Genomic DNA, 24,728 nt, shown 5'->3' on the forward strand with positions numbered 1-24,728 from the left:
TGCAGGATTTTTTGGATTAACAGACAGATAAGTTTGTTAGTTAAAAACAGGTCCAAGACAATAGTTAAATCAAGGAGGAGTTGAATAATGCTGGTCAGAGACTGGATGAGCAGAGATGTAACTACCGTGACCAAGGACACCTCGATGCTTAAGGCCTCCAAAATATTTAAAGACAATGATTTTAGAAGATTGCCGGTTGTTGACGAGTCAGGACGTCTGGTGGGCATTGTCACCGACCGGGACATCAAGGATGCTTCTCCATCCAAAGCTACCACTCTGGATGTGCATGAATTATACTATCTGCTTTCAGAGATTAAGATTAAGGATATTATGACTTCCAGTCCCTTTACTGTTGGAATTGATGACAGTCTGGAGAAAGCAGCCATCAGGATGCTTGAAAAAAAAGTCGAAGGCCTTCCAGTGGTTGATGAAGGACGGGTCGTTGGCATCATCACTGAAACCGATATTTTCAAGGCTTTGGTCAATATTACCGGAGCTTTTCAGGGAGGTATCAAGGTCGGTCTTAAGCTTTCCAGCGAACCCGGAACCTTGAAGCCCATCCTTGACCTCTTGAGATCCCACCAGGCCAGGGTGATCAGCATACTGACCTCTCATGATCAGGCTGAAAAAGGTTTCAGGCATGTTTACATGAGAATCCAGGATATGGACAAGTCTGCTGAGAATACCTTGAAGAGCGAACTTTCCAGCGGACACGATCTTCTTTTCTGGCTTCGTGACAATCCCAAATAGCATCCTTCCTGTTCAAGGCTCTGGACAGCTTTGTTTGATGTCCAGAGCCTGTCGTGCAGTGCTTTTAATCAGCCGACCATGAAGACTCGAAGCCATTTTTTTTGACAACTGTCTAATGGTCCCTATATTTTTCATTTCCGAATCAATCTAACTTGATAAAAGGAGTTGCAACATGTCCAAAGACATTTTCCTTTACGCCCTGAGTACCTGCATCCACTGTAAGAATACTAAAAAATTTCTTGAAGAAAATAATATTGATTATGATTTTGTTTATGTTGATCAGTTGAGTGGTGAAGAAAAAGAGAGAATCGTGGAAGAAATCAAAAAGTATAATCCCAGAATTTCTTTTCCGACCCTGGTTGTTGATGGAAAAAAGGTCATTGTCGGCCTTAAGAAGGATGAAATCATGGAGGCCTGCCAATAATGACTCCCCAGAAGCTTTATGAAGCTCTGAAAAAAGTCCAGGAACCCCAAGGCTATTATTTTAACAAAGATCATTCCATGACTATGGAATTGATGGCCAGTCTTCTGGAAAATAAAAATCGTTACGGCTATATGGTCTGCCCATGTCGTCTGGCTTCAGGAGACCGTGCTCAGGACAGAGATATAATCTGTCCTTGTGCCTACCGTGAAGCTGATGTGAAGGAGTTTGGAAGCTGTTACTGCGGGCTTTATGTATCCAGAGCCTGGAATGAAGATGAGATACCTCATGAGTATGTTCCTGAGCGCAGGCCTTCAGACAAAATGCCAATTTAAAGGGCAGGGCCTTTATTTCAACCTCTCTGGAACAGGCTAGTTTTTTTGACAGTTTCTACTGGATTTTACCTTGATGAACCAGATATTACGAAATGAAATCTCTGCAGGACCTGAAAAAAGTTAAAATTACCCGAGTCAAAAAAAACAAGGATTCCAAGGTAGTTTCAGATAAAAAAGAAAAGCCCCCTCAAACTGAGGATGGGATTTTTTTTCAGGCCATGCAGGGGGTCAAGCCGCTGAACCGCAGGGGACGTGATGTTGCCTTGTCTCCTGTTGAACAAAATATTGCCCAGCCTGAGCAGGACAACAGTCTGGAAATTTTGAACATGCTTGTCAGCGGTGAGATTTCTTTTGATGTTGAGTATTCTGACGAGTATGTTCAAGGGGTTGCTCAGGGAATAAATTCCAAAACACTCCGTAAATTCAAGGCTGGTAAGCTCAGCATCGAGGCCCATCTGGACCTTCATGGCTTGAACGCACTCCAGGCCAGGCTCCAGCTTTTGAATTTTATGCGTGACCAATATATTAACAGCAGAAAGTGTCTGCTGTTGATAACTGGTCGAGGTAAAAACTCCCCCCTGGGTACACCAGTCCTTAAAAATGAGGTTCAAAGCTGGCTTACCCGGGAACCATTAAAGAGAATAGTTCTGGCTTTTTGTTCTGCCCAGCCCAGACACGGTGGGACAGGAGCCCTTTACGTACTCTTGCGTAATTTCAAAAAGTCAGGCGGAAAGATTTTCTGGGAAAGGTTTACTGTTGATCCGGAAGCTGATTAGTATAATTCAGGAGGAGCTGGAATGGGTTTTTTCAGTAAAATAAAAAAATTCTGGAAGACTGAAAAGCCGGATCAGGACCCGGCCAAACATTTAGATTCTGAAAAGGAACAAAGCCCTGATCTGGATCACCCGGACTGGCAAGGTGCGCTTAGACGTTCTCTTTCTCTGGCTGAACCCAAGCTCAGCATCTGGCTTGAATGTCTTTTGGACGGGGTGGATAAAAAGGGAGATCTTCTCTGGGACAGGCTGCTTTTTCTGTTTAAGGTCCTTGAGACTCCCGAACATGAAGCTGATAAATTTGTTGCTTCTTTTTCCGCCTGGCTTGATGACATGGGTTATGTCCACCTTGATGAGTTTAAATCTGAGCTTCAATACAGGCTGGCCCTGGCTCTGGATCTGGAAGATGAGGAGGATGAGCGGGACAGGCTTTTCCTGAAGCTCTCCCAAGGTCTGACCAAGACAAAGGAGCAGCTTTCCCATAGAGTGGACATGCTGCTTTCATCCACCACCAGCTTTGATGATGCATTCTGGGAAGAGCTGGAAGAAATACTTATTATGGCTGATGTGGGCTACCAGGCCACATCAGAACTGCTGGATAAACTAAGGCCCCAGGTCCGGGGCGTGGACCCTGAGGACAGAGACAGGTTCAAGGAACTTTTCATGCAGGAGTTGGCCGGGATTTTTCCTGTGCCGCCCAAGAGAATTCCTCCTGACCCTCCAGAGATAATCCTGGTTATAGGGGTCAATGGGGTAGGCAAAACCACTACCATTGCCAAACTGGCCTATCGATCTAAAATGAAAGGACGCAAAGTTATGATAGTGGCTGGTGATACCTTCAGGGCTGCCGCTATTGAACAGTTGTCCATCTGGTCTAAAAGGACCGGGGCTGGTTTTTTTGCCAAGGACCGTGGATCTGATCCAGCCTCTGTGGCCTATGAAGCAATGGATAAAGCCCGGGCCGAAGGATATGATCAGGTCCTGGTGGACACTGCTGGAAGATTGCATACCAAGGTTGATCTTATGCAGGAACTCAAAAAGATCAAAAACGTCATCGCCAAAAAGTGTCCAGGGGCTCCACACAAAACCATACTGGTCCTTGATGCCACTACAGGTCAGAATGCCCTGTCCCAGACCGAGCTGTTTGGCAGGGAAGTAAGGATCGATGAGATCATCATGACGAAACTTGACGGAACTGCTAAAGGCGGGGTAGTTGCCGCCATAGCCCTGCAGCACCAAATTCCCATAACTTATATCGGGTTGGGTGAGAAAATGGAGGATCTGCGTCCGTTTGACGGACAAAGCTTTGCCAAGGCCCTTTTGGGATAGACATGGGTTTGAAACTAAGATATTATTTTTTACTTGAACTATAACATAACCGGATACTAACTTGAAAGGCGAAAAAAATGGCCAAGAATAAAAAACAGAAAATACTTTCCACAGCAACAAAGCTGTTTGCCCTTCAGGGATTTGACAACACCACCACCCTGCAGATCGCCAAAGAATCCGGGGTGACCGAGCCTCTTTTGTACTATCATTTTAAGGGCAAGGAAGAGATTTTTACCGATATCATCAGAAGAATTTTTGATGAATATGCCAGGCTGATCAGCTCTCTCCCTCAAGAAACTGAGACCGAGTTCGACAAAATCAGCAACCTGATAAGACTTCATCTTCATATTGCTGAAAACAGGCCCCATGACGGCAGACTGATCCTGGCCAATTGTCCAGCCAAGCTCAAAAATGATCGTCATATCTGCCAGGAAGTTTTGTATAAGCAGCAGGAGCTGGTTACTAACTATCTCAGAGATTGCCTGAACCAGGGCAATTCCAGTGGAGAGTTTAATGCTCAACCTGTGGATGACTTGGTGATTGTAATTTTATGTCTTCTCAACGGAATTATCCGGAAAAAACTGTTGGGAAAAAAGGAGACTTCCTCATACGAGTATACTGCGATTGATTTTTGCAGAAAAGCCCTGACTGCTGCTGACTGATAAGCTGCTGGATTAATCTCTGTCTGCCTTCCTCCCTGCAACCATTCACCTTCCTGGGGTGTTTCCAGCGGTATGGATGCAAGTTCACTGATTCCCCTTTTTAAAGTGGTTCTCATCTTCGGGACCATGCTGGCCGGCATTAAATTTGGCCTGGGCATTGGTCTTTCCATTTTATCCGGAAGCCTGGCAACCGCCTTTTTTTTCAAGATTCATCCTCTGGATCTGACGGTCATCGCCTTTCAAGCTGTTTTTGATTTTCAGTTCATTATTTTGGCCATGATTGTCATTCTGATCATGCTTCTCAGTCGGATCATGGAGAACTCCGGACAAAGCCAAAAACTCATGAGTGAACTGGCCGGACTTTTGACCTGGCCAAAATTCAAGCTGGCCTTTTTCCCGGCCTTAATTGGTCTCTTGCCCATGCCTGGAGGTGCTGTTTTTTCTGCTCCAATGGTCAAGGCTGTTGCCCAGGACCAGAACCTGTCCAGTCAGGACAAGATTCTGATCAACTACTGGTTCAGGCATGTTTGGGAACTTGTCTGGCCTCTTTATCCCGGCATAATACTGGCTGCCTATCTGTCCGGAATTCCGCTGGTCAAGCTCCTGGGATATACATGGCCAGGCCTGGTAATTTGTCTTCTGGTCGGCTGGATATTCTATCTTGCTCCGCTGCGCTTGAACTCAGGGCAAGGACAGATGGACAAACCCGACTTCAACGCTGGTAAAGCCTTTTATCAGGGAATGCCACTGATCATGGCCATTGCAGGGTCACTAAGTCTGGAAGGAGTGGTCTGGTCTTTGACATCTTTTGATCCTGAAATCGGCCTGGTGGCCGGTCTGGTTCTCTCTATAGCCATATGCATGGCACAGAATAAAATGTCGCTTTTCCAATCCCTTGGCTACCTCAGGGAAAAACATCTCTGGCAGATGGTTTTTGTGATTCTGGTGATTTTTATTTTTAAAAATGTCCTGGATCATGGAGGGGTTGTAAAGGAAATATCTGGAAGTATTTCCGGACCCGGGGCTCTCCTGGCAGCTGCCGCCCTTTTGCCCATGCTGGTGGGAATGATTTCCGGCATCACCATAGCTTTTGTGGGATCAACTTTTCCCTTGTTTTTGGGTGTGGCAGAACAGCTGGGCATACAGAGCAATATACCCTATGTAATCCTTGGTCTTTTTTCAGGTCTGGCCGGAGTCATGGTTTCTCCTATTCACATCTGCTTTGTGCTGACCTGCGAATTCTTTCACACCAATATCACCAAAGTCTGGCCCAGACTTTTCCGCCCCTGTGCCCTACTTTTTGTTTCAGGGTTGGGGTATTTTTTTCTTTTAAAGGCCTGGACCTGAATCTAGAGCCCCAGCTTTTTCATTAATTCTTCCGGACTCTCATTGTTTTCAGCAGATCCATTGCCCATGGAATCCTCGGACATGGCTGGGTCCTGATAAATAAATTCGACTTTTTCCAGGGTTATTTCCAGATAAAAGAATTTATGGTCCTGAGTCTTCATCTCCACCCTTCTGAATTGAGGGCGATCAAGATCCGCCTCAAGGGACAACTTCATGGCTTGGTTCAAGGCAACCATTTTGGGCTGGGTCTGATTGACTCCAACACCTACGGCATTTTTCAAGAGCTGTCTGAATTTGCCTATGCACTGATTCATCAGTTCACCCATGGCGTCAGCGACTTCATTGGAGGTGTGGTGTCTGGCCAGATCTTCTTTAGGCATTCCCATGTTAAGGTTATATTTTGTGTAAATTTCCAGAGCAGCCTCAGCAGAAAAGTTCATGGCCACCAGACCAGAAAATCCTCCCTCAAAAAGGACAAAACAGCCGATATCCGGACGTAGGCAGGTTTTATTGGTTTTAATAAAGGTCGGAGAATAATAAATCTGGGAGCCGGTTGTAGTTTCCAGGGTTTCTTTGATTCCCTGGCAAAGTATGGTCAGAATTTCATCAGTACTTTTGGTTAGTTTCTTTTTGGCCATCCAGCACTCCTTTTTACCTGAAATTATTTTAACTCTTTCCTGACAAAATCATAATGAAATACGATTATACCATCAAGTCCAGCCGGCAATCAAATTTTGGGCTGTTCTCTGGACCTTCTGTTTTAATTACAAAAGCCCATTTTGCCAGCTGGCAAAATGGGCTTTTGATACAAGTCTGATAAGCTATGGCTTATTAATAGCTGGATTCCCTTCTGGGCTTGGCTACGTTGACTTTAAGGTTGCGGCCGTCAAGGTCGTAACCATTCAAAGATTCGACTGCCTTTTCAGCACCTGATTCCATTTCCACAAAACCGAAGCCGCGAGATCTTCCTGTTTCACGGTCCTCAATGATCTTGGCCGAGAGAACCTGACCATAGGTAGAAAAAAGATCGCTAAGCTGGGCCTCTGTTGTGTTCCATGAAATGTTGCCGACGTACAGATTGGTCATAAACTAAAAACTCCTAAAAAATTAAAAACAAAATCACCAGCAAGGGTTTATCCATTTTCCCCTTGTACAATCACTGGTGAAAGACAAAGAATCAACCATATCTATTATTTTTATAAAAGCAAGCTATTTTATCAATAATCAGCCAATTATTTTATTCTGGGCTTAACGTAGAGCTCTCCTCCAAAAGAATCGTTAACAACCAGTAATGGAAAATCCTTTACTTCCAGCTCCCGGATGGCTTCAGGGCCTAAGTCTTCATAGGCCAGGATTCTGGCACTGGTGATCCTCTGAGATAGCAATGCTCCGGCTCCACCGGTTGCCCCAAAGTAAACACCTTTGAATTCCTGCAAAGCATCCTTGACCGTATCACCCCTTTTGCCCTTGCCGATGCTGGCCTTGACCCCCATGGAATGGAGTCTTGGAGCGTATGTATCCATGCGGTAGCTGGTGGTTGGTCCGGCTGATCCAATAGGTCTGCCCGGAGGCGCTGGGGATGGGCCAACATAGTAGATCACAGCCCCTTCAAGTTCAAATGGGGGTTTCTGGCCTGCATCAATATCTGCCAGAAGCCTTTTATGGGCTGCATCCCTTGCTGTGTATATCTTGCCGGACAGCAATACCTTGTCGCCGGTCTTGAGACCGGCAATATCTTCATCCTTAAGGGGAGTTGAAAGTCTTATGGGTTCAGACATTATATTACCACCTCCTTATGCCTTGCACTATGGCATTGGATATTCACGGCCAGGGGCAGACTGGCAATATGGCATGGAGCCATCTCAATCTTGACCCCCAGACTGGTGGTGTTCCCACCCATGCCCATGGGGCCGATGCCAAGGTCATTAATGGCTGCAAAAAGTTCATCCTCCATGGCCGCAATTTCCGGATCGGAATGCTTTTGATCCAGGGGCCGGAAAAGAGCTTTTTTGGCCAGGATGGGAGCATGGTCAAAAGTCCCGCCAATACCCACACCAACTATGGTCGGGGGACAGGGATTGGGACCTGCTTCAGCCACCCTGTTGACCACGAACTTTTTGATTCCTTCCCAACCCTGGGCCGGAGTTAGCATGGTCGCCCTGGACATGTTCTCACTGCCGCCACCCTTGGCCATGAACTTTATCCTGATTTTATCTCCAGGAACCAGGTCAAGGTGGATGATGGCCGGGGTATTGTCTCCGGTATTTTTCCTGGTCAGGGGATGGCAGACAGATTTTCGCAGATAGCCTTTTTCATAACCCTGCCTGACACCATCATTTATGGCTTGATAAAGGTCACCCTCCACCCGGCAGTCTGTGCCCAGTTCCACAAAAAAAACTGCCAGACCAGTATCCTGACACAAAGGCAATCCGGTTTCACCGGCCAGCTTCACGTTTTCCAGAAGCTGATTCAGGATCTCCAGCCCGGCAGGACTGGTCTCTGTTTCCTGGGACTTTTTAAAGGCCTGTAATACATCGTCCGGAGCTTTGATATTAGCCTCCAAACAGATTTTGGCCACAACATCGGTTATTGCACCGGCATTAATGGTTCGCATGCGTTTTCCTGTTGTTAATTATTGCTGGTTAATAATTATGTGGGGCCATAAAATAACCGGGCAGGTTACAATTTTGCCCTGAACCTGCCCGGAACAATCCCCACCCTCAGACCTTTAGGAGACAGGATAGCCTGTGACAGGCTTCAATTTTTCCAGGGAATTATTTTTTTCAGGGCGTACATTCCCATCCTGCGCCGGACAAAGGCCAGCTGATCTTGCAAAGGCAAGTGTTTGGGACAGACATCTTCGCAACCCAGAAGCCCCATGCAGCCGAATATGCCCTGATCAGTACCCACCACTTCAAAGTAGTCCTTTTCCTGCCTCTTGTCCCTGGGGTCAATGATGAATCTGGCGATGCGGTTCAAAGCAACAGCTCCCAGGAAATCCTCACGCATCTGGGCAGTGGCGCAGGCCCCAACGCAGCATCCGCATTCAATGCACCGTTCCAGCTCATATATCTGCTCAGCCACACTGTTGTCCATGCGCTCTTCTTCAGCATTGGGATCAAATTCCCCATCCGTATGAATCCAGGACCTGACTTTTTCATTCATGGATCTAAACCAAGTTCCGGTGTCCACGGACAGATCCCCAACCAGCTTGAATCCAGGCAGGGGCATGAGGGTAATGTCAGCCGGGAGATCTTTGGCCTTGGTATGACAGGCCAGGCCGGGACGACCATTGATGACCATTGCGCAGGCTCCGCAGATACCGGCCCGGCAACAGAAATCAAACTGCAGTGAAGGGTCCTGTTCTTCCCTGATCTTGTTCAATGCTACAAACAGGTTCAGATTCTCAGTTTCTTCCAGTTTGAATTTCTTCATCTCTGGCTTGGATGAAGGGTCCATGGGATTATATCGAAATATATTGAAGATTAACTTTCTTGCCATGTTATGCCTCTTTTGTTTCAGCGCTGATTATCTTTCCTCCACCGTATCCCCGGTCTCCAGGAGGCAGTTCAACAACTTTGGTTGCTGGTTCATACTTGAGCTCGGGCAAATCTTCGCCCTCTTTCCAGTAGGCCAGGGTCCGGACCAGCCAGTCCCTGTCATTGCGTTCAGGAAAGTCTTCTCTGGCATGTGAACCACGGCTTTCTTTTCTTTCCAAAGCCCCGTAAGCAACGCACAGGGCAAGCCTGACCATTCCAGGCAGACGCAGAGCCAGAGCCATTTCCGGGTTGGCGCCTGTTCCATTGGATTTAAGCTTGAGGTTGCCTGCCCGTTTATGGATCTCTTTGAGTTTGTCCACAGCCAGGGCCAGATCCTTTTCGTTCCGGAAGATGCCGACATAATCCATTAATACATCCTGCATGGCATCCCTGACCTCAAAAACACCCTCTTTTCCGTCTCCTGAAACCAGGTCTGCCATTCTCTCCTGCTGTTTTCTCAGGGCTGAATTAACAACTTTAGTGTCAAAACCGGTCTCGTAACCTTTGAGGAATTCAACTATTTTCTCTCCGACAATCATGCCGGCCACCACGGTTTCAGCCAGGGAGTTTCCACCCAGGCGGTTAAAGCCATGCATGTCCCAGCAGGAAGCTTCTCCGGCCGAGAAAAGCCCTTTCAGCCCATAAGCAGCTCCATCCTTATTTGTCCGAACACCGCCCATACTGTAGTGCTGGGTGGGTCTGACCGGAATGAGTTCGGTTATGGGGTCAATACCCAGGAAGTTTTTGCATATTTCATAAACCTCCCTGAGCTTGGTGGTGATGTGCTGTTTGCCAAGATGACGGATATCCAGCCAGAGGTGTTCTCCATAAGAACTCTTGACCCCCAGGCCTTTTCTGATGTGTTCGGTCATGCGTCTGGAAACCACGTCTCTGGAGGCCAATTCTGCCTTTTCCGGTTCATATACATGCATGAACCGTTCAAGGTTGACATCCAGGAGGGTGCCTCCGTCTCCGCGACAGCCTTCTGTGACTAGAATGTCCGTAGGCACGATCCCGGTGGGGTGAAACTGGACTGCTTCCATGTTGCCCAGAGGAACCACACCAGTATCCAGAGCAATGATCAGTCCGCCCCCGTCATTGATGACTGCATTGGTCGAAGCCCGGTAAATCCGTCCGAAACCGCCGGTGGCGATGAGAGTTGCTTTGGCCAGATAGGCCCTGAGTTCACCTGTTTTAAGGCATCTGACAACAGCACCCAGGCATTTTTCCCCGTCATGGATCAGACTGATGGCTTCTGTGCGGTCATGTACCTTGACCCCACTCTGCACCGCAACATTGTCCAGGGTGTAAAGCATGGCATGGCCGGTTCCATCGGAACAGTAACAGGCCCGCCACTTGGCTGTGCCGCCGAAATCCCTGGCCGTGATCAAGCCCTCCCGGTCTTTTTTCTCTTCCTTTTCCAGTTTTTCTCCGCCCTTATAGTAACTGGATTTGCCAGGCACCACCCTGTTCCAGGGCACTCCCCAGTAAGCCATCTGGCGAATGGCCAGGGGAGCGTTATCAGCAAACATCCTGACTACTTCCTGGTCGCAACCCCAGTCAGAACCCTTGACAGTGTCCTGGAAATGGACATCAGGACAGTCTCCTTCGCCTTTGATGCAGTTTCCAAGGGAAGCCTGCATACCGCCCTGAGCAGCTGAAGAATGGGAACGCCTGGGAGGGACAAGACTTAAACAGATGGCCTCAAATCCGGCTTGAGCAGCTTCAATGGCCACCCTTTCTCCGGCCAGGCCCGATCCAATACATAGTAAATCAGTATAAATTATCTGCATGAATGCACTCCGGATTTATATTTTAACGAAAAGAAATCGAATAAGGGTGATCAGGCCAAGGAAAATAAAGAAGCCGGTAATATAGTATTCGAATTTTTTAACTTTTTTCCTGGCCTGGCTCTTGATGAATCCCCATTTGACCCCCAGCCTGTACCAGCCTACTCCCACATGCAGCTCAACCATGGGCAGAAGAATCAGGTAAAAGGTCAGCCAGAATCCGCTTTGAATCCTGGCGGCACTTTTGTCAGCAGTGATAGGCAGATCCGTCAGGACTACCCACATATGAATCGCCCCCATGATCAGGATGATCATGGCAGACACTACCTGGACCACCCACATCCAGGTATCCCTGTGAGCCAGCATCTTGCTTTGAAACCAGAGTTTCTTCTGCTGTTCCGATCTGAAGGGAATCTTTCTGGCCGCAAGAATAAAATGGGCGAAAAAGATCAATACGATCAAAGGTCCACCTACCTGAGCCAGGTAATAGTCTTCAAAGAAATTGGCCAGCGCATTAAAGGCTCCGGTTCCAAAGATAATACTGGCTACAAAAAGGGCATGCAGATACATGAACGATATCAGACAAAGCCCTGTAAACATCTGCAGCCAGTCCAGATAAGCGGCCTGCCTGGTAACGGCAGGCACATACACTGTACTGTCAATACGCATACTTCCTCCTGTTATATTTCTGAAAAAATAATTTTTGCTGGACAGCTTTATAGCTGTGATAACAACACACTTTACATTTCCAGTTCCAGTCCAATGGGACAATGGTCTGAACCCTTCACTCCCGGCTCAATCCAGGATCGGAGAACCTTGCTCTTCAATTCCTCGGACACAAAAAAATAATCAATCCGCCAGCCAGCGTTTCTGGATCTGGCTCCAAATCTGTAGGTCCACCAAGTATACTGGTCCGGCTCCTGGTTGAACATCCTGAAGGTATCCACATAACCGTGGCTGATAAACCTATCCAGCCACTGCCTTTCAATGGGCAAAAAGCCGGAGCGGTCCTGGTTGGCCTTGGGGTTTTTCAGGTCGATTTCCTTGTGGGCAGTATTAAAATCCCCGCAAACCACTATGGGCTTTGATTTCCTCAGCTCTTCAGCATAATTTAGAAATGAATCATAATAATCCAGTTTGAACTTGAGGCGTTCTTCATTCATCTGGCCGTTGGGAAAGTAAACATTGAGCAGATGAAAATCTTCATATTCCATGCAGATCAATCTGCCTTCACCCTGAAATCTATCTTCAGGCAAACCTGTGGAGATCTTAAGGGGTTTAACCCTGAAAAAAGAAGCTACCCCGGAATACCCCTGTTTAGCCCTGGAAGGATTCCAGGCCATGTCATAACCGGGTATGGATCTATCCCGCTCCTCAAGCTGGTCAAGTCTGGCCTTGGTCTCCTGCAGACAGACAACATCCGAGTCAGACTGCTGGAACCAATCCCAGAAGCCCTTGCCGACCACCGCGCGAAAGCCGTTGACATTCCAGGAATGAATTATCATTGGACCATTCTCAACTGGGCGTCCAGTTCAGAGCCACTAAAAGAAATCCGGACATATCCCCCGGATGACAAGGGACCAGGGTTGATGATCAGGGTTTTACCAATGCGATCCACAGACCGGGCTTCATGGATATGCCCGGTTACGCAGACTCCTGGCTGAACTTTTTCAATAAACTCTCTTACAGCCCTGCTGCCCACATTGCTGCCTGATTTCAGAAGATCAGCCTTGGTCCTGTACGGGGGGGTGTGGGTCAGAAAGATGAGATGTTTTGGCTCCATGGCCTGGTCTTCAACGCTGTCCAGCCACAATTTGAGTTGTTCTTCTTCCACTTCTGACGGCGTGGAAAAAGGGGTTGGAGTTGAGTATCCAAGGCCGGTGAGATGTACGCCGCCGACCATGGGGATGACCCTGGCATGAATGTTCATCCCTGTCTGGTCGAGATATTCTTCCACTTCCCGGGTATCCATATTCCCTATCTGGGCATAGACGTTGGGATTCAGTTTTTTAACTTCTTCCATCAGCCTGGAAACCTTTCCAAGGTTGCCCACATTGGTCAAATCTCCGGACATGAGTATACCCGAGGCCATGGAAATATCATCAATTTTATGGATATTCTTCAGCCGCTCATGCACATCGCCAAAGGCTATCCAAAAGAGTTCAAACATGTTGAAAAACCTGATCCTAAAATGGATTAGTGTGTTGCTTGCGATCTACTGCTTAATCTGAAGTCTGGCATTCTTACCTGGACAACCTTGATCATCTGACTTTGTAGACCCTTGGGCCGGTGTGAGTGTCCTCCAGACGAAAACCAAGCTCTGTGAGCTTCTGTCTCAGCTGGTCAGCCAGGACGTAATCCCTGTTGTTCCTGGCTGTTATTCTTTCCTGTATTAGCTGAGACAGCCCGGCTGGGAACTCATTTTCGGCCAGAGGCAGATTGTTCCAGTCCAAAATACCCAGAATATCATCAATATCTTTTAAAGCTTCCAGACAGGCATCAGCTTCAGCCTGGCTCAGCTGGAGAGCTTGGGATACCTTCCTGATTTCTTTGCAAAAGGATAGAAGATCAGGCCAGAATCTGTATATTGAGAGATCATCTTCCAGGTGTCTGTCCAGGCTTTGCCTCAGTTCAGTGCACTTTTTGATGATTGTTTCTCTTGATTCCCCGTCCTGGTCAAACCTGCCTGACTTCAATATGGCATAAAGATCCTGGACTTTGTGCCAGTTCTTCATCCACATGTTCAGACTGGGTTCCGAAAAAATCAGACTTTTATGGTATGATGCAGACAGCAGCCATAGCCTGAGGGCCAGATAACCGGTTCCCTGGGAAAACAGGTCATTGAGTCCCGGCAGTAAGGATGTACCTGGCTCGGGTCTGACAGCCTGGGCCAGCATCCAGCACTGGGGAATCAGGTTCATGGCACCCTGCCAGAGGCTTTTCAAATTATCCAGGTGGGGGAAGAAATGAGCTTCTCCACCAAGAACCAGGTCCAGGTGAGATTCCCGGGCTGAAGCAGCCATCTGGAGATACCATGAGGGACGGACATTGCCCCATCTGGTTTTAAGGACATTATCCTCTTTGAGATCTTTCAGGCTGGCCCGTTTAAGCAGAGTGAAATCCCTGGGGCTGTCTTTGACATAATCTTCCAGGTCCACGGTCTTGCCCGAAATAATGGACTCAGGATCAATGCCTGATAAATGTCCGTATTCAGCATCCCGGCCAACATCGAAATAAACCGAGCGCAGCTTTTCATAGGCCAGGCCTTTGGATAACAGTCTGGAGCAGATCTGTACTCCTTTTTCCAGGTTGGCCGAGGCTGGAACAAATCTAAATTCTTTACTCAAGTTGAGTTCAGCTGCCAGGTTCTCAAGAAGATCTATGGATCGACTGCTGAACTCCTTAAGACTCATTCCTTTTTTCCGGACAGCTTCCAGGGTCCGGTCATCAAAGTCAGCCACAGCGACCGCTGGCTTTGACTGATCACCTTTTTTTACCAGAAATCGATGGACCACATCCAGGAGTACTGCCCTTCTCCAAAAATCAGGATCATCCGGAAAGTCTGTTCTGGGCCCTATGGTAAATAAAACAGGCTTTTTGGCAGTACTCTGCATGGATACCTTGGTCCGGGAGCGTAAATCAAAGATCTTGATCCCGCCCTGATCAGGGGAACTGAACAGGGCAGTGCTCAAATATCTTTCTCCGCTGTCCGGGAAAATTGTGACAATCGTACCCTGGTCGATCATTTTGGCCAGCTCAAGTGACCCGGCCATGGCGGCTCCCGAACTCATGCCTACAAAAAGCCCTTCTTTTTCAGCCAGTTCCCGGCACATGGCAAAAGCATCCTGGTCCTTGACGTGAATAACCTGGTCCAGAAATTTCTTGTCATATATTCCAGGAGGGTATGACTCCTGCATATTTTTGAGACCCTGAATCTTATGGCCTGGATAGGGCTCAATGCCTATACACCGGATTTCTGGATCGATCTCTCTCATCTTCCTGGTAATGCCCATGATGGTCCCGGTGGTACCCAGACATGCCGCCACATGGGTGACCTCTCCTCTGGTCTGCTCCCATATTTCAGGTCCAGTTGTCCGGTAATGGGCTTCAATGCTGGCCGGGTTATTGAACTGGTCCATGAGCACATACCGGTCAGGTTCTTCCCTGGCCATGCGGTAGGCTTCTTCTATGGCTCCATCCGTGCTCAGATGCCCTGGAGTCAGAACTATCTCGGCCCCGTAAGCCCGCATGATTTTTTTCCTTTCTTCTGAAGCAGCCGAGGACATGAGCAGCTTGATGGGATAACCCTTTACCGCACAGACCATGGCCAGACCAATGCCGGTATTTCCGGACGTAGCCTCGATGACGGTCTTGCCGGGAACCAGGTCTCCGGTATTTTCCGCCCGCTCAATCATGGCCAGGGCTACCCTGTCCTTGACCGAACCCCCTGGATTCTTCATTTCCAGCTTGGCCAGAATCTTGACCTTGGGATTGGTGGAGATGTTCCTGATTTCCACCAGAGGAGTGCTGCCGATAAGAGAGAGGAGGTTGTTCATTATGGATGTCGCATGCTTTATGATGGATCCCGGGTCCTGCCGGATTCTGGCCCGGATATGTGTTGATCAAAAAAGACAAAAGTTTTAAATAAATCCGTAAGCATATCTTTTCAAGTAAAAAATTCTTTAATAATTTTTCAAGATGATGCCCAGTTTATGTCAGATCAAAAAAAAGCCTATTTATATGCCCTGCTCACCGTAGGCATCTGGTCAACTGTTGCCTCGGCCTTTAAGATCTCTCTTCGATACCTGGACCATGTGCAGCTGCTCTTTTATTCCGGTCTAACGTCAACTCTGGTGCTTGGCTGCCTGTGCATCTACTTTTTCGGTCCTTTTTTCTGGATGAGGATTTCAATCTCTAATATTAAATCCTCCCTGGTGCTGGGTTTTCTCAACCCTTTTTTATACTATCTTGTGCTGTTCAAGGCCTATGATCTGTTGCCGGCCCAGGAAGCCCAGCCTTTGAACTATACCTGGGGCATAACCCTGGCCCTTTTGTCCATCCCTTTGTTAAAGCAAAGAATTACCAAGGCTCAGATCCTGGCCATTCTGATCAGTTATTCCGGGACTCTGGTCATTTCCACCCGGGGAAACGTCCTGGGGCTTGAATTTTCCAATCCTCTGGGGGTCAGCCTGGCCCTGGGGAGCACCATCATCTGGTCCCTGTACTGGATATATAACACCAGGGACAGTCTTGATCCTTTATTAAAGCTTTTTCTGAACTTTTGCGCCGGACTGGTTTACATCAGCATTTTTTTACCCTTTGTAACCACATTCAGCTTCGGGGATATCCGGGGGTTATACGGAGCAATGTATGTGGGGGTATTTGAAATGGGTATTACTTTTGTGTTCTGGCTGATGGCTCTTCGTCTTTCCAGGACAACGGCCCAGGTAAGCAATCTGATCTATCTCTCGCCCTTTTTGTCTCTTGTGTTTATTTACTTTCTCGTGGGTGAACAGATACTTTCGTCCACTTTAATCGGGCTGGCCCTGATCATGTCAGGCCTTATCATCCAGAGCAGAACCCGGGGCTGGTCAGATTAAGAATCAGACAACCATCCTAAATTACCTGGATTTTTTACACCGATCCGGATATTTTTAAGTTGAAGGGCATGCAACCTGCCCTATTTTTTTAATCCAAACAGCCATGATCACAGAAAAATTATATAAGCACTATATGCAATGCCTTCTTGAAGGTGACCGAGCCCAGTGTTTCAAGATAGTTAAAGAACTCCTGGAAAAGGATGTCCCAATTCATGATCTTTACCTGGGCTTGTTTCAAAAATCATTGTATGAGGTTGGCGAGCTCTGGGAAAACAACCGGATATCAGTTGCTGTAGAACACATGGCCACTTCCATCACCGAGAGTCTGCTCACTCTGGCCTATCCAAGAATTTTTGCTGCTGAACACAACGGCAGAAAAGCTGTTATTTCCTGCATAGCCAACGAATTCCATCAGATCGGCGGAAAAATGGTGGCAGACTTTTTTGAACTCAACGGCTGGGATGGGTACTTTCTGGGTGCCAATACTCCTGCATCTGAAATGATGGATATTATCCATCATAAACAGCCGGATATGCTTGCACTTTCATTAAGTATCTATTTCAATATGAATTCTTTGTACCAGATTCTTGAACTGATAAAAAAGGCCCATCCAGGTCTGAAAGTCATAGTCGGGGGACAGGCCTTTCAATGGGGAGGAAGGGATATCAGCAGCAGGTTTCCAGGGGTTGAGTATGTTGCCTCGATTTACCATCTGGAAGCCCTTCTGGAAAGTTATGAGCCAGCTTAAAGCATCCATTTTTTCTGGCCATATCCTGAGTGAATACCTGCTTCAGGAATCAGCCGTCTTGATTCTTGTTTTGGACAGCCAGGGTTTAATAGTTGAAGCAAACAACTATGCCCTGAATATTGTTGGTCAAGATATCAAGGGCAAGGACTTCAATCAGGTTATTGTCGACTTTTCTGAAAATTTTAATTTTCAGAAAATCATGGCTGAAAACAATCAGACCCACCTGCTGAATATTTCCTCTTACACCGGCCTGCCTCAGACGTTTTACTTCAGATTTTTGAAACATGGTGACAAAATTATTGCTGTGGGCGAACTCAACCATCTGGAAATCGAGTCCCTGCGAAAAAGCCTGATCGACCTTAATAATGAGTTCAGTAATCTCAACCGTGAGCTGCAAAAGAAAAATGCTGAATTGTCCAAACTCAACCAATTAAAGAATCATCTTCTGGGTATGGCCGCCCATGACCTGCGAAATCCCATAGGGGCCATTGACAGCCTTAGTGAATTTTTACTGGAAGAAGCTGGTCCAGAGTTGACCCAGGAACATATCCAGTTTTTACAGGCCATTCAAAGTTCCAGCAGATTCATGCTCAATCTTCTGGACGATCTGCTGGACGTAGCCAAAATAGAGGCAGGCAGGCTTGACTTAAATATCCAGTCTGCTGACCTGGCTGCCCTTACAAGGTCCTGGATCGCCCTTAACCAGGTCATGGCCCAGAAGAAAAAAATCCGTATTGATCTTCATCAGGATGAAAGCCTGCCCTTGGTCCCTTTGGACTCAATGAAGATCGAGCAGGTCATGAACAATCTCTTGTCCAATGCGGTCAAATTTTCTCCGTCAGGCACAGTAGTTAAAGTAAGTGTGTTTTTAAATTCTGAACAGGTTACAGTGGCTGTTTCTGACCAGGGTCCGGGAATTCCTAAGGATGACCTTAAAAAAATTTTTCAACCTTTTACCAAGACCAGCGTAGCCTTGCCTGAAGGAGAAAAGAGCACAGGTCTTGGTCTGGCCATTGTTCAAAAAATAATCAAGGGGCACAAGGGAAAGATCTGGGTGGAAAGCGAGCCTGGAAAAGGCTCGACATTCTACATTTCTCTACCTTTGACAGACAAGAATAAAGATGGAGTCCATGAGAAATGAACAGACAAGAACTTATTGAAAGGGCTGCCCGGATCACCCCCCCTTCCATCAAGTCGGCTTCAGAGTATGGGGAAAAAAGCCAGATTATGGCAGCTGAGCTGAACATGATCATGTCTGCCAGGCCGGATCTGGATAGCCTCATCGGGAAAAACAACCGGGACATGATGGAGGACAATCATAGAAACCATGCCAGGTTTATTTCATCCTTGATTCTTGATTATCGTCCTGACGTGCTGGTTGATACAGTCATCTGGGTATTCAGAGCCTACAGGGCTCATGGGTTCAAACTGACTTACTGGCCAGCCCAGCTGGATATCTGGGTCAATGTCCTGAAAAAACACCTCTCCCAGGACGCTTATCAGGAAATTTATCCCATATATGACTTCATGATCGTCAACCAGGCCCTCTTTGCCCGCTTGAGCACCAATTAATACTTTGGATTGAACCAGCTTAAGGATAAGATCAGCTCAAGGCAGCAGGATGGATAGTTGTCATCTATAATACTCAGGAAGAACCTGTGGCTGAGCGGACCTGATGAATGTCGGTTATTCCGGATAGGACTTTTATTATCCCGTCCTGCTTGATGGAAAGCATCCCTTCTTTCAGGGCCTGAGCCCTGACCTCTTCTGTAGGCTTTTTATACTTGATCATCCGCTTGATGCCCTCAGTGCTTAGCATTAATTCGTGGATGCCGATCCTTCCCTTATACCCTCCGATGCATTTTCTGCAGCCCTTTGCCCTGTACAGAACCGAATCGTGAAGAAAAGCCTTTTCCAGCCGGCCCTGGAATCCCTGACCGTATTCCAGGGCCAGCTCTTCCATTTCATCGGCAGTTGGGAAATATTTTTCTTTACAGGATGGACACAGGGTTTTGATGAGCCTCTGGCCCAAGACTCCCAGCAGGGAATCAGCAAAATTAAATGGATCCAGATTCATGTCCAGGAGTCTGGTTACGGTTTCCGGAGCAGTGTTGGTATGCAGGGTGCTGAAAACCACATGACCGGTCAAGGAGGCTTCAACGCCTATGTGGGCTGTTTCTCTGTCCCTCATTTCCCCGATCATTATCACGTCGGGATCAGCCCTGAGAAAAGAGCGCAGAATCGAAGCGAAAGTCAGCCCGATCTTCGGGTTCACCTGGACTTGGCGCAATCCTTCCTGGCTGATCTCAACCGGATCTTCAGCAGTCCAGATCTTGCGCTCAGGGGTGTTGATATAGCTGACTGCTGAATGCAGGGTAGTGGTTTTTCCCGATCCAGTGGGTCCCACCACCAGAATCAGTCCGTAGGGACTGTGAATCAGACGCTCAAAGCTGACTTGATTATCTTTACTGAGACCCAGTTCCTCCAGTGACATGGGCTTACCAGAGGCCAGGACCCTCATGACCACATCCTCCTGCCCTTCCATGGTAGGAATGGTGGCCACCCTGAACTCCAGAACCCTGTTTGCCTCGGACAGACGGATCTTGACCTTGCCATCCTGGGGCAGTCTTCGTTCAGCAATATCCAGGTGGGCCATGATCTTGATTCTGGAAACCAGGGGTCTGGCCAGAGGCAGGCGGAGTTTTCTGAATTCATGGCAGGTACCGTCTATCCTGAGTCGAATCAGACAGTATCTGGAACGGACATTGGGTTCGATATGAATGTCTGAAGCGTTTCTTTTCCAGGCTTCAAGCAACAGGGCATTGACCAGTCTGACCACTTCACTGTCATGTTCGGAGAGTTCGTTATCTTCAATGAAATCGTCAACCGCCTGATCAGATCCGATATCCATACCCTCCACCAGAGAAGATATATCCTGCTCGGACTTATATTGCTGGTGAAAGTGATCAATGAACAGTTCAATATCTCTGGCAGTGGCCACCTGGGGTATAATCCGGCTGGTTCCGAATATAAACCGGATTTCATCCAGCCGTCCCAGGTCAAAGGGGTTGCTGACCAGCACGATTATATTGTTCCCTTCTTTTTTTAAAGGAACCCATTGGTATTTTTTCAAAAAATCAGGATCAAGCCTTTTCTGCTCATAAAGCTCGTATGGAGGTTCAAAGGACTGATCAAAAGCCACGAAGGTGGCATCATAATAGGTCTCAAGAGACTTGCCCAGTTCCGCTTTATCCACGGCAAATGAGTCAAGAAGGACGTCGTCCATGGATTTCTGGTGCTCTTTTGCAATTTCCATGGCCTTGTCTAGGCTGGCAGGGCTCAAACAGCCGGTTTTGACCAGATAAGCATACCTGTTATCAGGTTTGGCATGATCAGTGGTTTTTTTTTCCAGCATTAAACTGAAAACCTTTCAAAAAAGGCCCTGCTTTCACAGGGCCTGGAGATGGATGAACAATTATTTCTTGAGCCAGGGCATCATTTTTCTAAGTTTTGTTCCGACTTCTTCAATCTGATGCTGGTGGGCCTTGCGTCGCATGGCCTTGAAGCCAGGGGTTCCAGCCTGGTTTTCCAGGATCCATTCCCTGGCAAAAGTTCCGTCCTGGATCTCTTCAAGGACTTTTTTCATTTCCTTCTTGGCCTCAGGTGAAACAATCCGCTTGCCTCTGGAATAATCTCCATATTCCGCTGTATCACTGATTGAATGGTGCATTTTGCTGAATCCACCTTCATACAGCAGGTCAACTATCAGCTTGAGCTCGTGCATGCATTCAAAGTAGGCTACTTCAGGCTGATACCCTGCTTCCACCAGGGTTTCAAAGCCGCATCTGATAAGTTCGCTCACTCCTCCGCACAGGACAACCTGTTCGCCGAACAAATCGGTTTCCGTCTCTTCCTCAAAGGTAGTCTGGATTACACCTGACCTGGTTGAGCCGATCCCCTTGGCATAGGCCAGGGCATACTCCATGGCTTTCCCGGAATAATCCTGGTGAACAGCAGCAAGAGCCGGCACTGCGCCACCCTTGACGTATTCCCTGCGAACCAGGTGTCCGGGGCCTTTGGGCGCGACCATGACTACATCCACATCCCTGGGCGGCTGAATCTGATTAAAATGGATATTGAAACCATGGCTGAAAACCAGGACCTTGCCAGCAGTCAGGTTGGGCAGGACTTCTTTTGCAAAAACCACGGGCTGATACTGATCCTGAACCAGGATCTGAATCAGGTCAGCCTTCATGGCTGCATCAGCAGCTGAAACCGGCTCAAAGCCGTCTTCCCTGGCTTGCTTCCAGTTTTCTCCTCCAGGACGCTGCCCAACAACAACGTCCAGTCCGGAATCTCTCAGATTCTGGGCGTGGGCGTGTCCCTGACTGCCATAGCCGATTATGGCAATGGTCTTGTCTTTAAGTATGGATAAGTCAGCGTCGTTTTCATAATAAACTTTCATCAATAACTCCTTAACTTATTTGTATAACATTGAAAAATGCACTTGACCGGCAAGTCGGCAAAAAGATGAGGCAGCTTGGCCAGCCCAAAATTAATTATCAACAGAGCACTAGTCAGGATGCTGGGAGGTGAAACCAATATTGCTCTGGGTGCATCACTGGCCTTTCATCCAGATAAGCCCGGCTTATGAAGGTTTATTGTTTTTTTACTATTGCATGCTCCTGCGCAGGGCTACAGTTCCGGTTCTGGCAAATTCTTTGATCCCGAACCGCTGGAGCAGATTGACAATGGCCTTGATCTTACCCTGATCACCTGTGACTTCCAGAGTGATTTCGTCCACACTGACATCCACAACCTTGCACCTGAAGATATCGGCTACTCTGAGTATTTCCGCTCTTTTGGAGTCTTCTGCATTGACCTTGATCAAGACCATTTCCCTTTCTACGGACTTTAGATCGGTCAGATCCACGACTTTGATTACAGAAACAACTTTACGCAGTTGTTTAACAATCTGTTCGATTATCTGTTCGTCTCCAAAAGTGGTAATGGTCATCAGGGAGATACCCTTTTCAAGGGTGGGGCCAACATTGAGAGTGTCGATGTTGAAGCCTCTCCCGCTGAAAAGGCCGGCAACTCTGGACAGGACTCCGGGCTCATTTTCCACAAGAACTGATAGGACATGTCTCATAGTCAGCCTCCTAAACCAAAAGCATTTCAGTCAGTGAGGCCCCAGCCGGAACCATGGGATATACATTTTCCTCTGGTTCCACCCGGACGTCAACAATGCAGGGAAGGGGCGAAGCAAAGGCTTTAGTCAAAACAGGCTCCACATCCTCATTTTTCTCAATCAGGTATCCTTCAGCTCCAAATGCCTGGGCCAGCTTGACAAAGTCTGGGTTCAGATGGAGGCAGGTGGAGCAGTAATTCCTGTTGTAGAAGAGCTCTTGCCATTGTCTGACCATGCCTAGGTATCCATTGTTGAGGATGACTATCTTGACCGGGAGCTTGTAACTCATGGCAGTGGCCATTTCCTGGATATTCATCTGAATAGAACCGTCCCCTGCAATATCAATAACCAGTTTGTCAGGATGGGCCACCTGGGCGCCGATGGCAGCAGGAAAGCCGTATCCCATTGTGCCAAGTCCTCCGGAAGTCAAAAGCGTTCTTGGAGCATGATACCGATAGAACTGGGCCGCCCACATCTGGTTCTGACCCACTTCAGTGGAAATGATGGCTTCCCCTTTAGTGATTTGGTAGATTTTTTCCATAACGAACTGAGGCTTTACAACCCCTTCTTTAGATTCATACTTCAGGGGATGTTCGTCAGCCCATTTCTGGACTTTTTTTAACCAGCTGTCGTGTTTTTGCTGCCAGTCCAGGTCCTCAAGGCTGTCCAGTTCCTGTTCCATGGCTTCAAGAGCATTCAGGCAGTCGGATACTATGGGGATATGCACAGATACGTTCTTGCGGATGGATGTCGGGTCTATGTCAATATGAATGATCTTGGCTCTAGGTGCAAAAGTGTTCACTTTTCCGGTGACCCGGTCATCAAATCTGGCCCCGACAGAGATCAGAACATCGGAGTTGTTCACAGCCATGTTGGCAGGAAAAGTCCCATGCATTCCAAGCATTCCAAGCCACAAAGGATCATTGCCAGGAAATGCCCCCAGGCCCATCAGGGTGGCTGTGACAGGAATCGCATGCTTTCTGGCAAGTCTGGTCAGGACCTGGCCTGCATGGGAGGATATTACCCCGCCTCCGGCATAGATCAGCGGCTTTTCAGCCTTGGCAATGAGCCTTACAGCCTTTTTGACCTGTTTTCTGTTGGGCAGATAATTAGGGTTGTAACTTCTGATGCTGATGGTTTCCGGATATTCATAACCAGTCTTGGCCTGCATAATGTCTTTGGGCAGGTCCACCAGCACTGGGCCGGGTCTTCCTGTAGAAGCAATGTAAAAAGCTTCCTTGATAGTTCCGGCCAGCTTTTCAATATCCTTGACCAGGTAGTTATGCTTGGTACAAGGCCTGGTGATGCCCACAATATCAACTTCCTGAAAGGCATCATTGCCGATGAGCGGAGTCGGCACCTGCCCGGTGAAAATAACCATAGGTATGGAATCCATGTAGGCAGTGGCGATGCCGGTCACAGTATTTGTGGCTCCGGGACCAGAAGTGACCAGACAGACCCCTACCTTGCCGGTTGACCTGGCATATCCGTCCGCAGCGTGCACAGCCCCCTGCTCATGGCGCACAAGATAATGCTGGATCGGATAGTTTGGAATTTGGTCATAAATATCAATGACCGCTCCACCAGGAAAACCGAATATATGTTTCACACCTTCCCGCTTAAGGCTTTCAAGCAGGATCTGAGCCCCGGTGAGCTCCATTTTATTCCTCCGCTGTTTTATATTTATCGAGAATCGTATGCATTTTTGTTTTGCCGGCCAGTTTCTTTTTCTTCAGTTCCTTTACTTCCTGTTCTTCAACCGGGGTTAAAAAAGGTTTGGTTTCATACTTTTCCAAAATTTTTTCATATGAAATATGATCATCCCACAGTTGTTTGAGTTCCTCATCCTTTTCCCCATATTTGGCAATCAATTCCAGCTCGAATTGCTCCATTACGCCCTCCTTAAATGAACTTATTGTATTTTTTTAAAAAAAAGTTCCATTGTCTGTCTGTCCACATTCGAAACAACCACACTTTTACATCGGGATGACAACCCTTTTTCCACCACGACCTGATTCCTTCTCAGGCCAATGACCCCAGCCAGGAATGCACACAGATAATGATTGGCCTTGCCGTCCACTGGTGGCGCCTTTATCCTGATTTTCATCCTTTGATCATGAATGCCGGCGATTTCATCCTTCCTGGCCCTGGGCTGAACCAGGACATTGATTCTCCATGTATTGTTGCTGATTTTTTCAAAGTAATTCATTTCCAGTATCGACTGATCAACTCCAGATTGAAGG

27 protein-coding genes are annotated in these 24,728 nt (G+C 47.6%); 11 read left to right on the plus strand and 16 right to left on the minus strand.

Annotated features, from left to right (window positions below; genetic code table 11):
* Positions 1-87 precede the first annotated feature (87 nt).
* The 7 genes from P771_RS0106290 (at position 88) to P771_RS0106320 (ending at position 5,617) form a co-directional block, all read left to right on the plus strand.
* The gene (locus P771_RS0106290) at positions 88-750 is read left to right on the plus strand and encodes a CBS and ACT domain-containing protein (RefSeq protein WP_028574474.1); all 663 of its coding nucleotides are present in this window, start codon (positions 88-90) and stop codon (positions 748-750) included.
* 172 nt (positions 751-922) lie between these two features.
* Positions 923-1,174, plus strand: coding sequence for a glutaredoxin family protein (locus P771_RS0106295; protein ID WP_028574475.1), 252 nt, complete (start codon positions 923-925; stop codon positions 1,172-1,174).
* Positions 1,174-1,506 (plus strand): ferredoxin-thioredoxin reductase catalytic domain-containing protein, encoded by a 333-nt coding sequence (locus P771_RS0106300; protein ID WP_028574476.1) that lies wholly within the window; start codon positions 1,174-1,176, stop codon positions 1,504-1,506. The genes P771_RS0106295 and P771_RS0106300 overlap by 1 nt, the downstream gene beginning before the upstream one ends.
* A gap of 92 nt (positions 1,507-1,598) precedes the next feature.
* The gene (locus P771_RS0106305) at positions 1,599-2,282 is read left to right on the plus strand and encodes a Smr/MutS family protein (RefSeq protein ID WP_028574477.1); all 684 of its coding nucleotides are present in this window, start codon (positions 1,599-1,601) and stop codon (positions 2,280-2,282) included.
* Between the two features lie 21 nt (positions 2,283-2,303).
* Positions 2,304-3,608: a signal recognition particle-docking protein FtsY gene (ftsY, locus tag P771_RS0106310; protein ID WP_028574478.1), complete on the plus strand. Its 1,305-nt coding sequence runs from the start codon at positions 2,304-2,306 to the stop codon at positions 3,606-3,608.
* Between the two features lie 77 nt (positions 3,609-3,685).
* The gene (locus P771_RS0106315) at positions 3,686-4,270 is read left to right on the plus strand and encodes a TetR/AcrR family transcriptional regulator (RefSeq protein ID WP_028574479.1); all 585 of its coding nucleotides are present in this window, start codon (positions 3,686-3,688) and stop codon (positions 4,268-4,270) included.
* 72 nt (positions 4,271-4,342) lie between these two features.
* The gene (locus tag P771_RS0106320; protein WP_028574480.1) at positions 4,343-5,617 is read left to right on the plus strand and encodes a DUF401 family protein; all 1,275 of its coding nucleotides are present in this window, start codon (positions 4,343-4,345) and stop codon (positions 5,615-5,617) included.
* A 2-nt stretch (positions 5,618-5,619) separates the two neighbouring features.
* Here the strand turns inward: P771_RS0106320 and P771_RS0106325 are convergent, their stop codons facing one another.
* From P771_RS0106325 to P771_RS0106370, 10 genes are all read right to left on the minus strand, one after another.
* Positions 5,620-6,255 (minus strand): DUF3334 family protein, encoded by a 636-nt coding sequence (locus P771_RS0106325; RefSeq protein WP_028574481.1) that lies wholly within the window; start codon positions 6,253-6,255, stop codon positions 5,620-5,622.
* Positions 6,256-6,448: 193 nt separating this feature from the next.
* Complete coding sequence (rbp, locus tag P771_RS0106330; protein WP_028574482.1) at positions 6,449-6,703, minus strand: RNA-binding regulator; 255 nt, start codon at positions 6,701-6,703, stop codon at positions 6,449-6,451.
* Between the two features lie 146 nt (positions 6,704-6,849).
* A complete protein-coding gene (locus tag P771_RS0106335; protein WP_028574483.1) occupies positions 6,850-7,395 on the minus strand; it encodes a Fe-S-containing hydro-lyase in 546 nt (181 codons plus the stop codon).
* Positions 7,395-8,231, minus strand: coding sequence for a fumarate hydratase (locus P771_RS0106340; RefSeq protein WP_028574484.1), 837 nt, complete (start codon positions 8,229-8,231; stop codon positions 7,395-7,397). The genes P771_RS0106335 and P771_RS0106340 overlap by 1 nt, the downstream gene beginning before the upstream one ends.
* A gap of 143 nt (positions 8,232-8,374) precedes the next feature.
* On the minus strand, positions 8,375-9,118 hold the full coding sequence (locus tag P771_RS0106345) for a fumarate reductase iron-sulfur subunit (RefSeq protein ID WP_028574485.1): 744 nt from the start codon (positions 9,116-9,118) through the stop codon (positions 8,375-8,377).
* Position 9,119: 1 nt separating this feature from the next.
* On the minus strand, positions 9,120-10,949 hold the full coding sequence (locus P771_RS0106350; protein ID WP_028574486.1) for a fumarate reductase flavoprotein subunit: 1,830 nt from the start codon (positions 10,947-10,949) through the stop codon (positions 9,120-9,122).
* A 15-nt stretch (positions 10,950-10,964) separates the two neighbouring features.
* On the minus strand, positions 10,965-11,615 hold the full coding sequence (locus P771_RS0106355) for a succinate dehydrogenase/fumarate reductase transmembrane subunit (protein WP_028574487.1): 651 nt from the start codon (positions 11,613-11,615) through the stop codon (positions 10,965-10,967).
* 71 nt (positions 11,616-11,686) lie between these two features.
* The gene (locus P771_RS0106360) at positions 11,687-12,451 is read right to left on the minus strand and encodes an exodeoxyribonuclease III (RefSeq protein WP_028574488.1); all 765 of its coding nucleotides are present in this window, start codon (positions 12,449-12,451) and stop codon (positions 11,687-11,689) included.
* Positions 12,448-13,116 carry a metallophosphoesterase gene (locus P771_RS0106365; protein WP_028574489.1) on the minus strand — a complete coding sequence of 223 codons (669 nt, stop codon included), beginning with the start codon at positions 13,114-13,116 and terminating at the stop codon, positions 12,448-12,450. The genes P771_RS0106360 and P771_RS0106365 overlap by 4 nt, the downstream gene beginning before the upstream one ends.
* 91 nt (positions 13,117-13,207) lie before the next feature.
* On the minus strand, positions 13,208-15,502 hold the full coding sequence (locus P771_RS0106370) for a cysteine synthase (protein ID WP_028574490.1): 2,295 nt from the start codon (positions 15,500-15,502) through the stop codon (positions 13,208-13,210).
* A 156-nt stretch (positions 15,503-15,658) separates the two neighbouring features.
* Here P771_RS0106370 and P771_RS0106380 point away from each other — a divergent pair, with 156 nt between their 5' ends.
* The 4 genes from P771_RS0106380 to P771_RS16725 all read left to right on the plus strand — a co-directional run bounded on the left by P771_RS0106380 (position 15,659) and on the right by P771_RS16725 (position 18,866).
* A complete protein-coding gene (locus P771_RS0106380; protein ID WP_028574491.1) occupies positions 15,659-16,546 on the plus strand; it encodes a DMT family transporter in 888 nt (295 codons plus the stop codon).
* A gap of 133 nt (positions 16,547-16,679) precedes the next feature.
* Positions 16,680-17,294, plus strand: a complete 615-nt coding sequence (locus tag P771_RS0106385) for a cobalamin B12-binding domain-containing protein (protein WP_244147298.1) — start codon at positions 16,680-16,682, stop codon at positions 17,292-17,294.
* Positions 17,281-18,435: a sensor histidine kinase gene (locus P771_RS16720; RefSeq protein ID WP_051617162.1), complete on the plus strand. Its 1,155-nt coding sequence runs from the start codon at positions 17,281-17,283 to the stop codon at positions 18,433-18,435. Before P771_RS0106385 ends, P771_RS16720 begins: the two co-directional genes overlap by 14 nt.
* Positions 18,432-18,866, plus strand: coding sequence for a hypothetical protein (locus P771_RS16725; RefSeq protein WP_035243993.1), 435 nt, complete (start codon positions 18,432-18,434; stop codon positions 18,864-18,866). Before P771_RS16720 ends, P771_RS16725 begins: the two co-directional genes overlap by 4 nt.
* A gap of 73 nt (positions 18,867-18,939) precedes the next feature.
* Here P771_RS16725 and P771_RS16730 read toward each other — a convergent pair whose 3' ends face one another.
* The 6 genes from P771_RS16730 to P771_RS0106425 all read right to left on the minus strand — a co-directional run bounded on the left by P771_RS16730 (position 18,940) and on the right by P771_RS0106425 (position 24,694).
* Positions 18,940-20,709, minus strand: coding sequence for a GspE/PulE family protein (locus P771_RS16730; RefSeq protein WP_035243994.1), 1,770 nt, complete (start codon positions 20,707-20,709; stop codon positions 18,940-18,942).
* 60 nt (positions 20,710-20,769) lie between these two features.
* A complete protein-coding gene (ilvC, locus tag P771_RS0106405; protein ID WP_028574493.1) occupies positions 20,770-21,759 on the minus strand; it encodes a ketol-acid reductoisomerase in 990 nt (329 codons plus the stop codon).
* A 207-nt stretch (positions 21,760-21,966) separates the two neighbouring features.
* Entirely contained in the window at positions 21,967-22,446 is a 480-nt protein-coding gene (gene ilvN / locus P771_RS0106410; protein ID WP_028574494.1) for an acetolactate synthase small subunit, read from the minus strand.
* A gap of 10 nt (positions 22,447-22,456) precedes the next feature.
* Entirely contained in the window at positions 22,457-24,145 is a 1,689-nt protein-coding gene (gene ilvB / locus P771_RS0106415) for a biosynthetic-type acetolactate synthase large subunit (protein ID WP_028574495.1), read from the minus strand.
* Position 24,146: 1 nt separating this feature from the next.
* Positions 24,147-24,377, minus strand: a complete 231-nt coding sequence (locus P771_RS0106420) for a hypothetical protein (RefSeq protein WP_028574496.1) — start codon at positions 24,375-24,377, stop codon at positions 24,147-24,149.
* Positions 24,378-24,397: 20 nt separating this feature from the next.
* Positions 24,398-24,694: a DUF167 domain-containing protein gene (locus P771_RS0106425; RefSeq protein WP_028574497.1), complete on the minus strand. Its 297-nt coding sequence runs from the start codon at positions 24,692-24,694 to the stop codon at positions 24,398-24,400.
* Between the last annotated feature and the right edge of the window lie 34 nt (positions 24,695-24,728).

Source organism: Desulfonatronovibrio hydrogenovorans DSM 9292, from assembly GCF_000686525.1.
GTDB classification, from domain to species: domain Bacteria; phylum Desulfobacterota; class Desulfovibrionia; order Desulfovibrionales; family Desulfonatronovibrionaceae; genus Desulfonatronovibrio; species Desulfonatronovibrio hydrogenovorans.

Bases quoted from the DNA above. Each gene is read 5' to 3' on its own strand.
- P771_RS0106290 (WP_028574474.1), top strand. From the start codon at position 88: ATGCTGGTCAGAGACTGGATGAGCAGAGATGTAACTACCGTGACCAAG.
- P771_RS0106295 (WP_028574475.1), top strand. From the start codon at position 923: ATGTCCAAAGACATTTTCCTTTACGCCCTGAGTACCTGCATCCACTGT.
- P771_RS0106300 (WP_028574476.1), top strand. From the start codon at position 1,174: ATGACTCCCCAGAAGCTTTATGAAGCTCTGAAAAAAGTCCAGGAACCC.
- P771_RS0106305 (WP_028574477.1), top strand. From the start codon at position 1,599: ATGAAATCTCTGCAGGACCTGAAAAAAGTTAAAATTACCCGAGTCAAA.
- ftsY (WP_028574478.1), top strand. From the start codon at position 2,304: ATGGGTTTTTTCAGTAAAATAAAAAAATTCTGGAAGACTGAAAAGCCG.
- P771_RS0106315 (WP_028574479.1), top strand. From the start codon at position 3,686: ATGGCCAAGAATAAAAAACAGAAAATACTTTCCACAGCAACAAAGCTG.
- P771_RS0106320 (WP_028574480.1), top strand. From the start codon at position 4,343: ATGGATGCAAGTTCACTGATTCCCCTTTTTAAAGTGGTTCTCATCTTC.
- P771_RS0106325 (WP_028574481.1), bottom strand. From the start codon at position 6,255: ATGGCCAAAAAGAAACTAACCAAAAGTACTGATGAAATTCTGACCATA.
- rbp (WP_028574482.1), bottom strand. From the start codon at position 6,703: ATGACCAATCTGTACGTCGGCAACATTTCATGGAACACAACAGAGGCC.
- P771_RS0106335 (WP_028574483.1), bottom strand. From the start codon at position 7,395: ATGTCTGAACCCATAAGACTTTCAACTCCCCTTAAGGATGAAGATATT.
- P771_RS0106340 (WP_028574484.1), bottom strand. From the start codon at position 8,231: ATGCGAACCATTAATGCCGGTGCAATAACCGATGTTGTGGCCAAAATC.
- P771_RS0106345 (WP_028574485.1), bottom strand. From the start codon at position 9,118: ATGGCAAGAAAGTTAATCTTCAATATATTTCGATATAATCCCATGGAC.
- P771_RS0106350 (WP_028574486.1), bottom strand. From the start codon at position 10,949: ATGCAGATAATTTATACTGATTTACTATGTATTGGATCGGGCCTGGCC.
- P771_RS0106355 (WP_028574487.1), bottom strand. From the start codon at position 11,615: ATGCGTATTGACAGTACAGTGTATGTGCCTGCCGTTACCAGGCAGGCC.
- P771_RS0106360 (WP_028574488.1), bottom strand. From the start codon at position 12,451: ATGATAATTCATTCCTGGAATGTCAACGGCTTTCGCGCGGTGGTCGGC.
- P771_RS0106365 (WP_028574489.1), bottom strand. From the start codon at position 13,116: ATGTTTGAACTCTTTTGGATAGCCTTTGGCGATGTGCATGAGCGGCTG.
- P771_RS0106370 (WP_028574490.1), bottom strand. From the start codon at position 15,502: ATGAACAACCTCCTCTCTCTTATCGGCAGCACTCCTCTGGTGGAAATC.
- P771_RS0106380 (WP_028574491.1), top strand. From the start codon at position 15,659: ATGTCAGATCAAAAAAAAGCCTATTTATATGCCCTGCTCACCGTAGGC.
- P771_RS0106385 (WP_244147298.1), top strand. From the start codon at position 16,680: ATGCAATGCCTTCTTGAAGGTGACCGAGCCCAGTGTTTCAAGATAGTT.
- P771_RS16720 (WP_051617162.1), top strand. From the start codon at position 17,281: ATGAGCCAGCTTAAAGCATCCATTTTTTCTGGCCATATCCTGAGTGAA.
- P771_RS16725 (WP_035243993.1), top strand. From the start codon at position 18,432: ATGAACAGACAAGAACTTATTGAAAGGGCTGCCCGGATCACCCCCCCT.
- P771_RS16730 (WP_035243994.1), bottom strand. From the start codon at position 20,709: ATGCTGGAAAAAAAAACCACTGATCATGCCAAACCTGATAACAGGTAT.
- ilvC (WP_028574493.1), bottom strand. From the start codon at position 21,759: ATGAAAGTTTATTATGAAAACGACGCTGACTTATCCATACTTAAAGAC.
- ilvN (WP_028574494.1), bottom strand. From the start codon at position 22,446: ATGAGACATGTCCTATCAGTTCTTGTGGAAAATGAGCCCGGAGTCCTG.
- ilvB (WP_028574495.1), bottom strand. From the start codon at position 24,145: ATGGAGCTCACCGGGGCTCAGATCCTGCTTGAAAGCCTTAAGCGGGAA.
- P771_RS0106420 (WP_028574496.1), bottom strand. From the start codon at position 24,377: ATGGAGCAATTCGAGCTGGAATTGATTGCCAAATATGGGGAAAAGGAT.
- P771_RS0106425 (WP_028574497.1), bottom strand. From the start codon at position 24,694: ATGAATTACTTTGAAAAAATCAGCAACAATACATGGAGAATCAATGTC.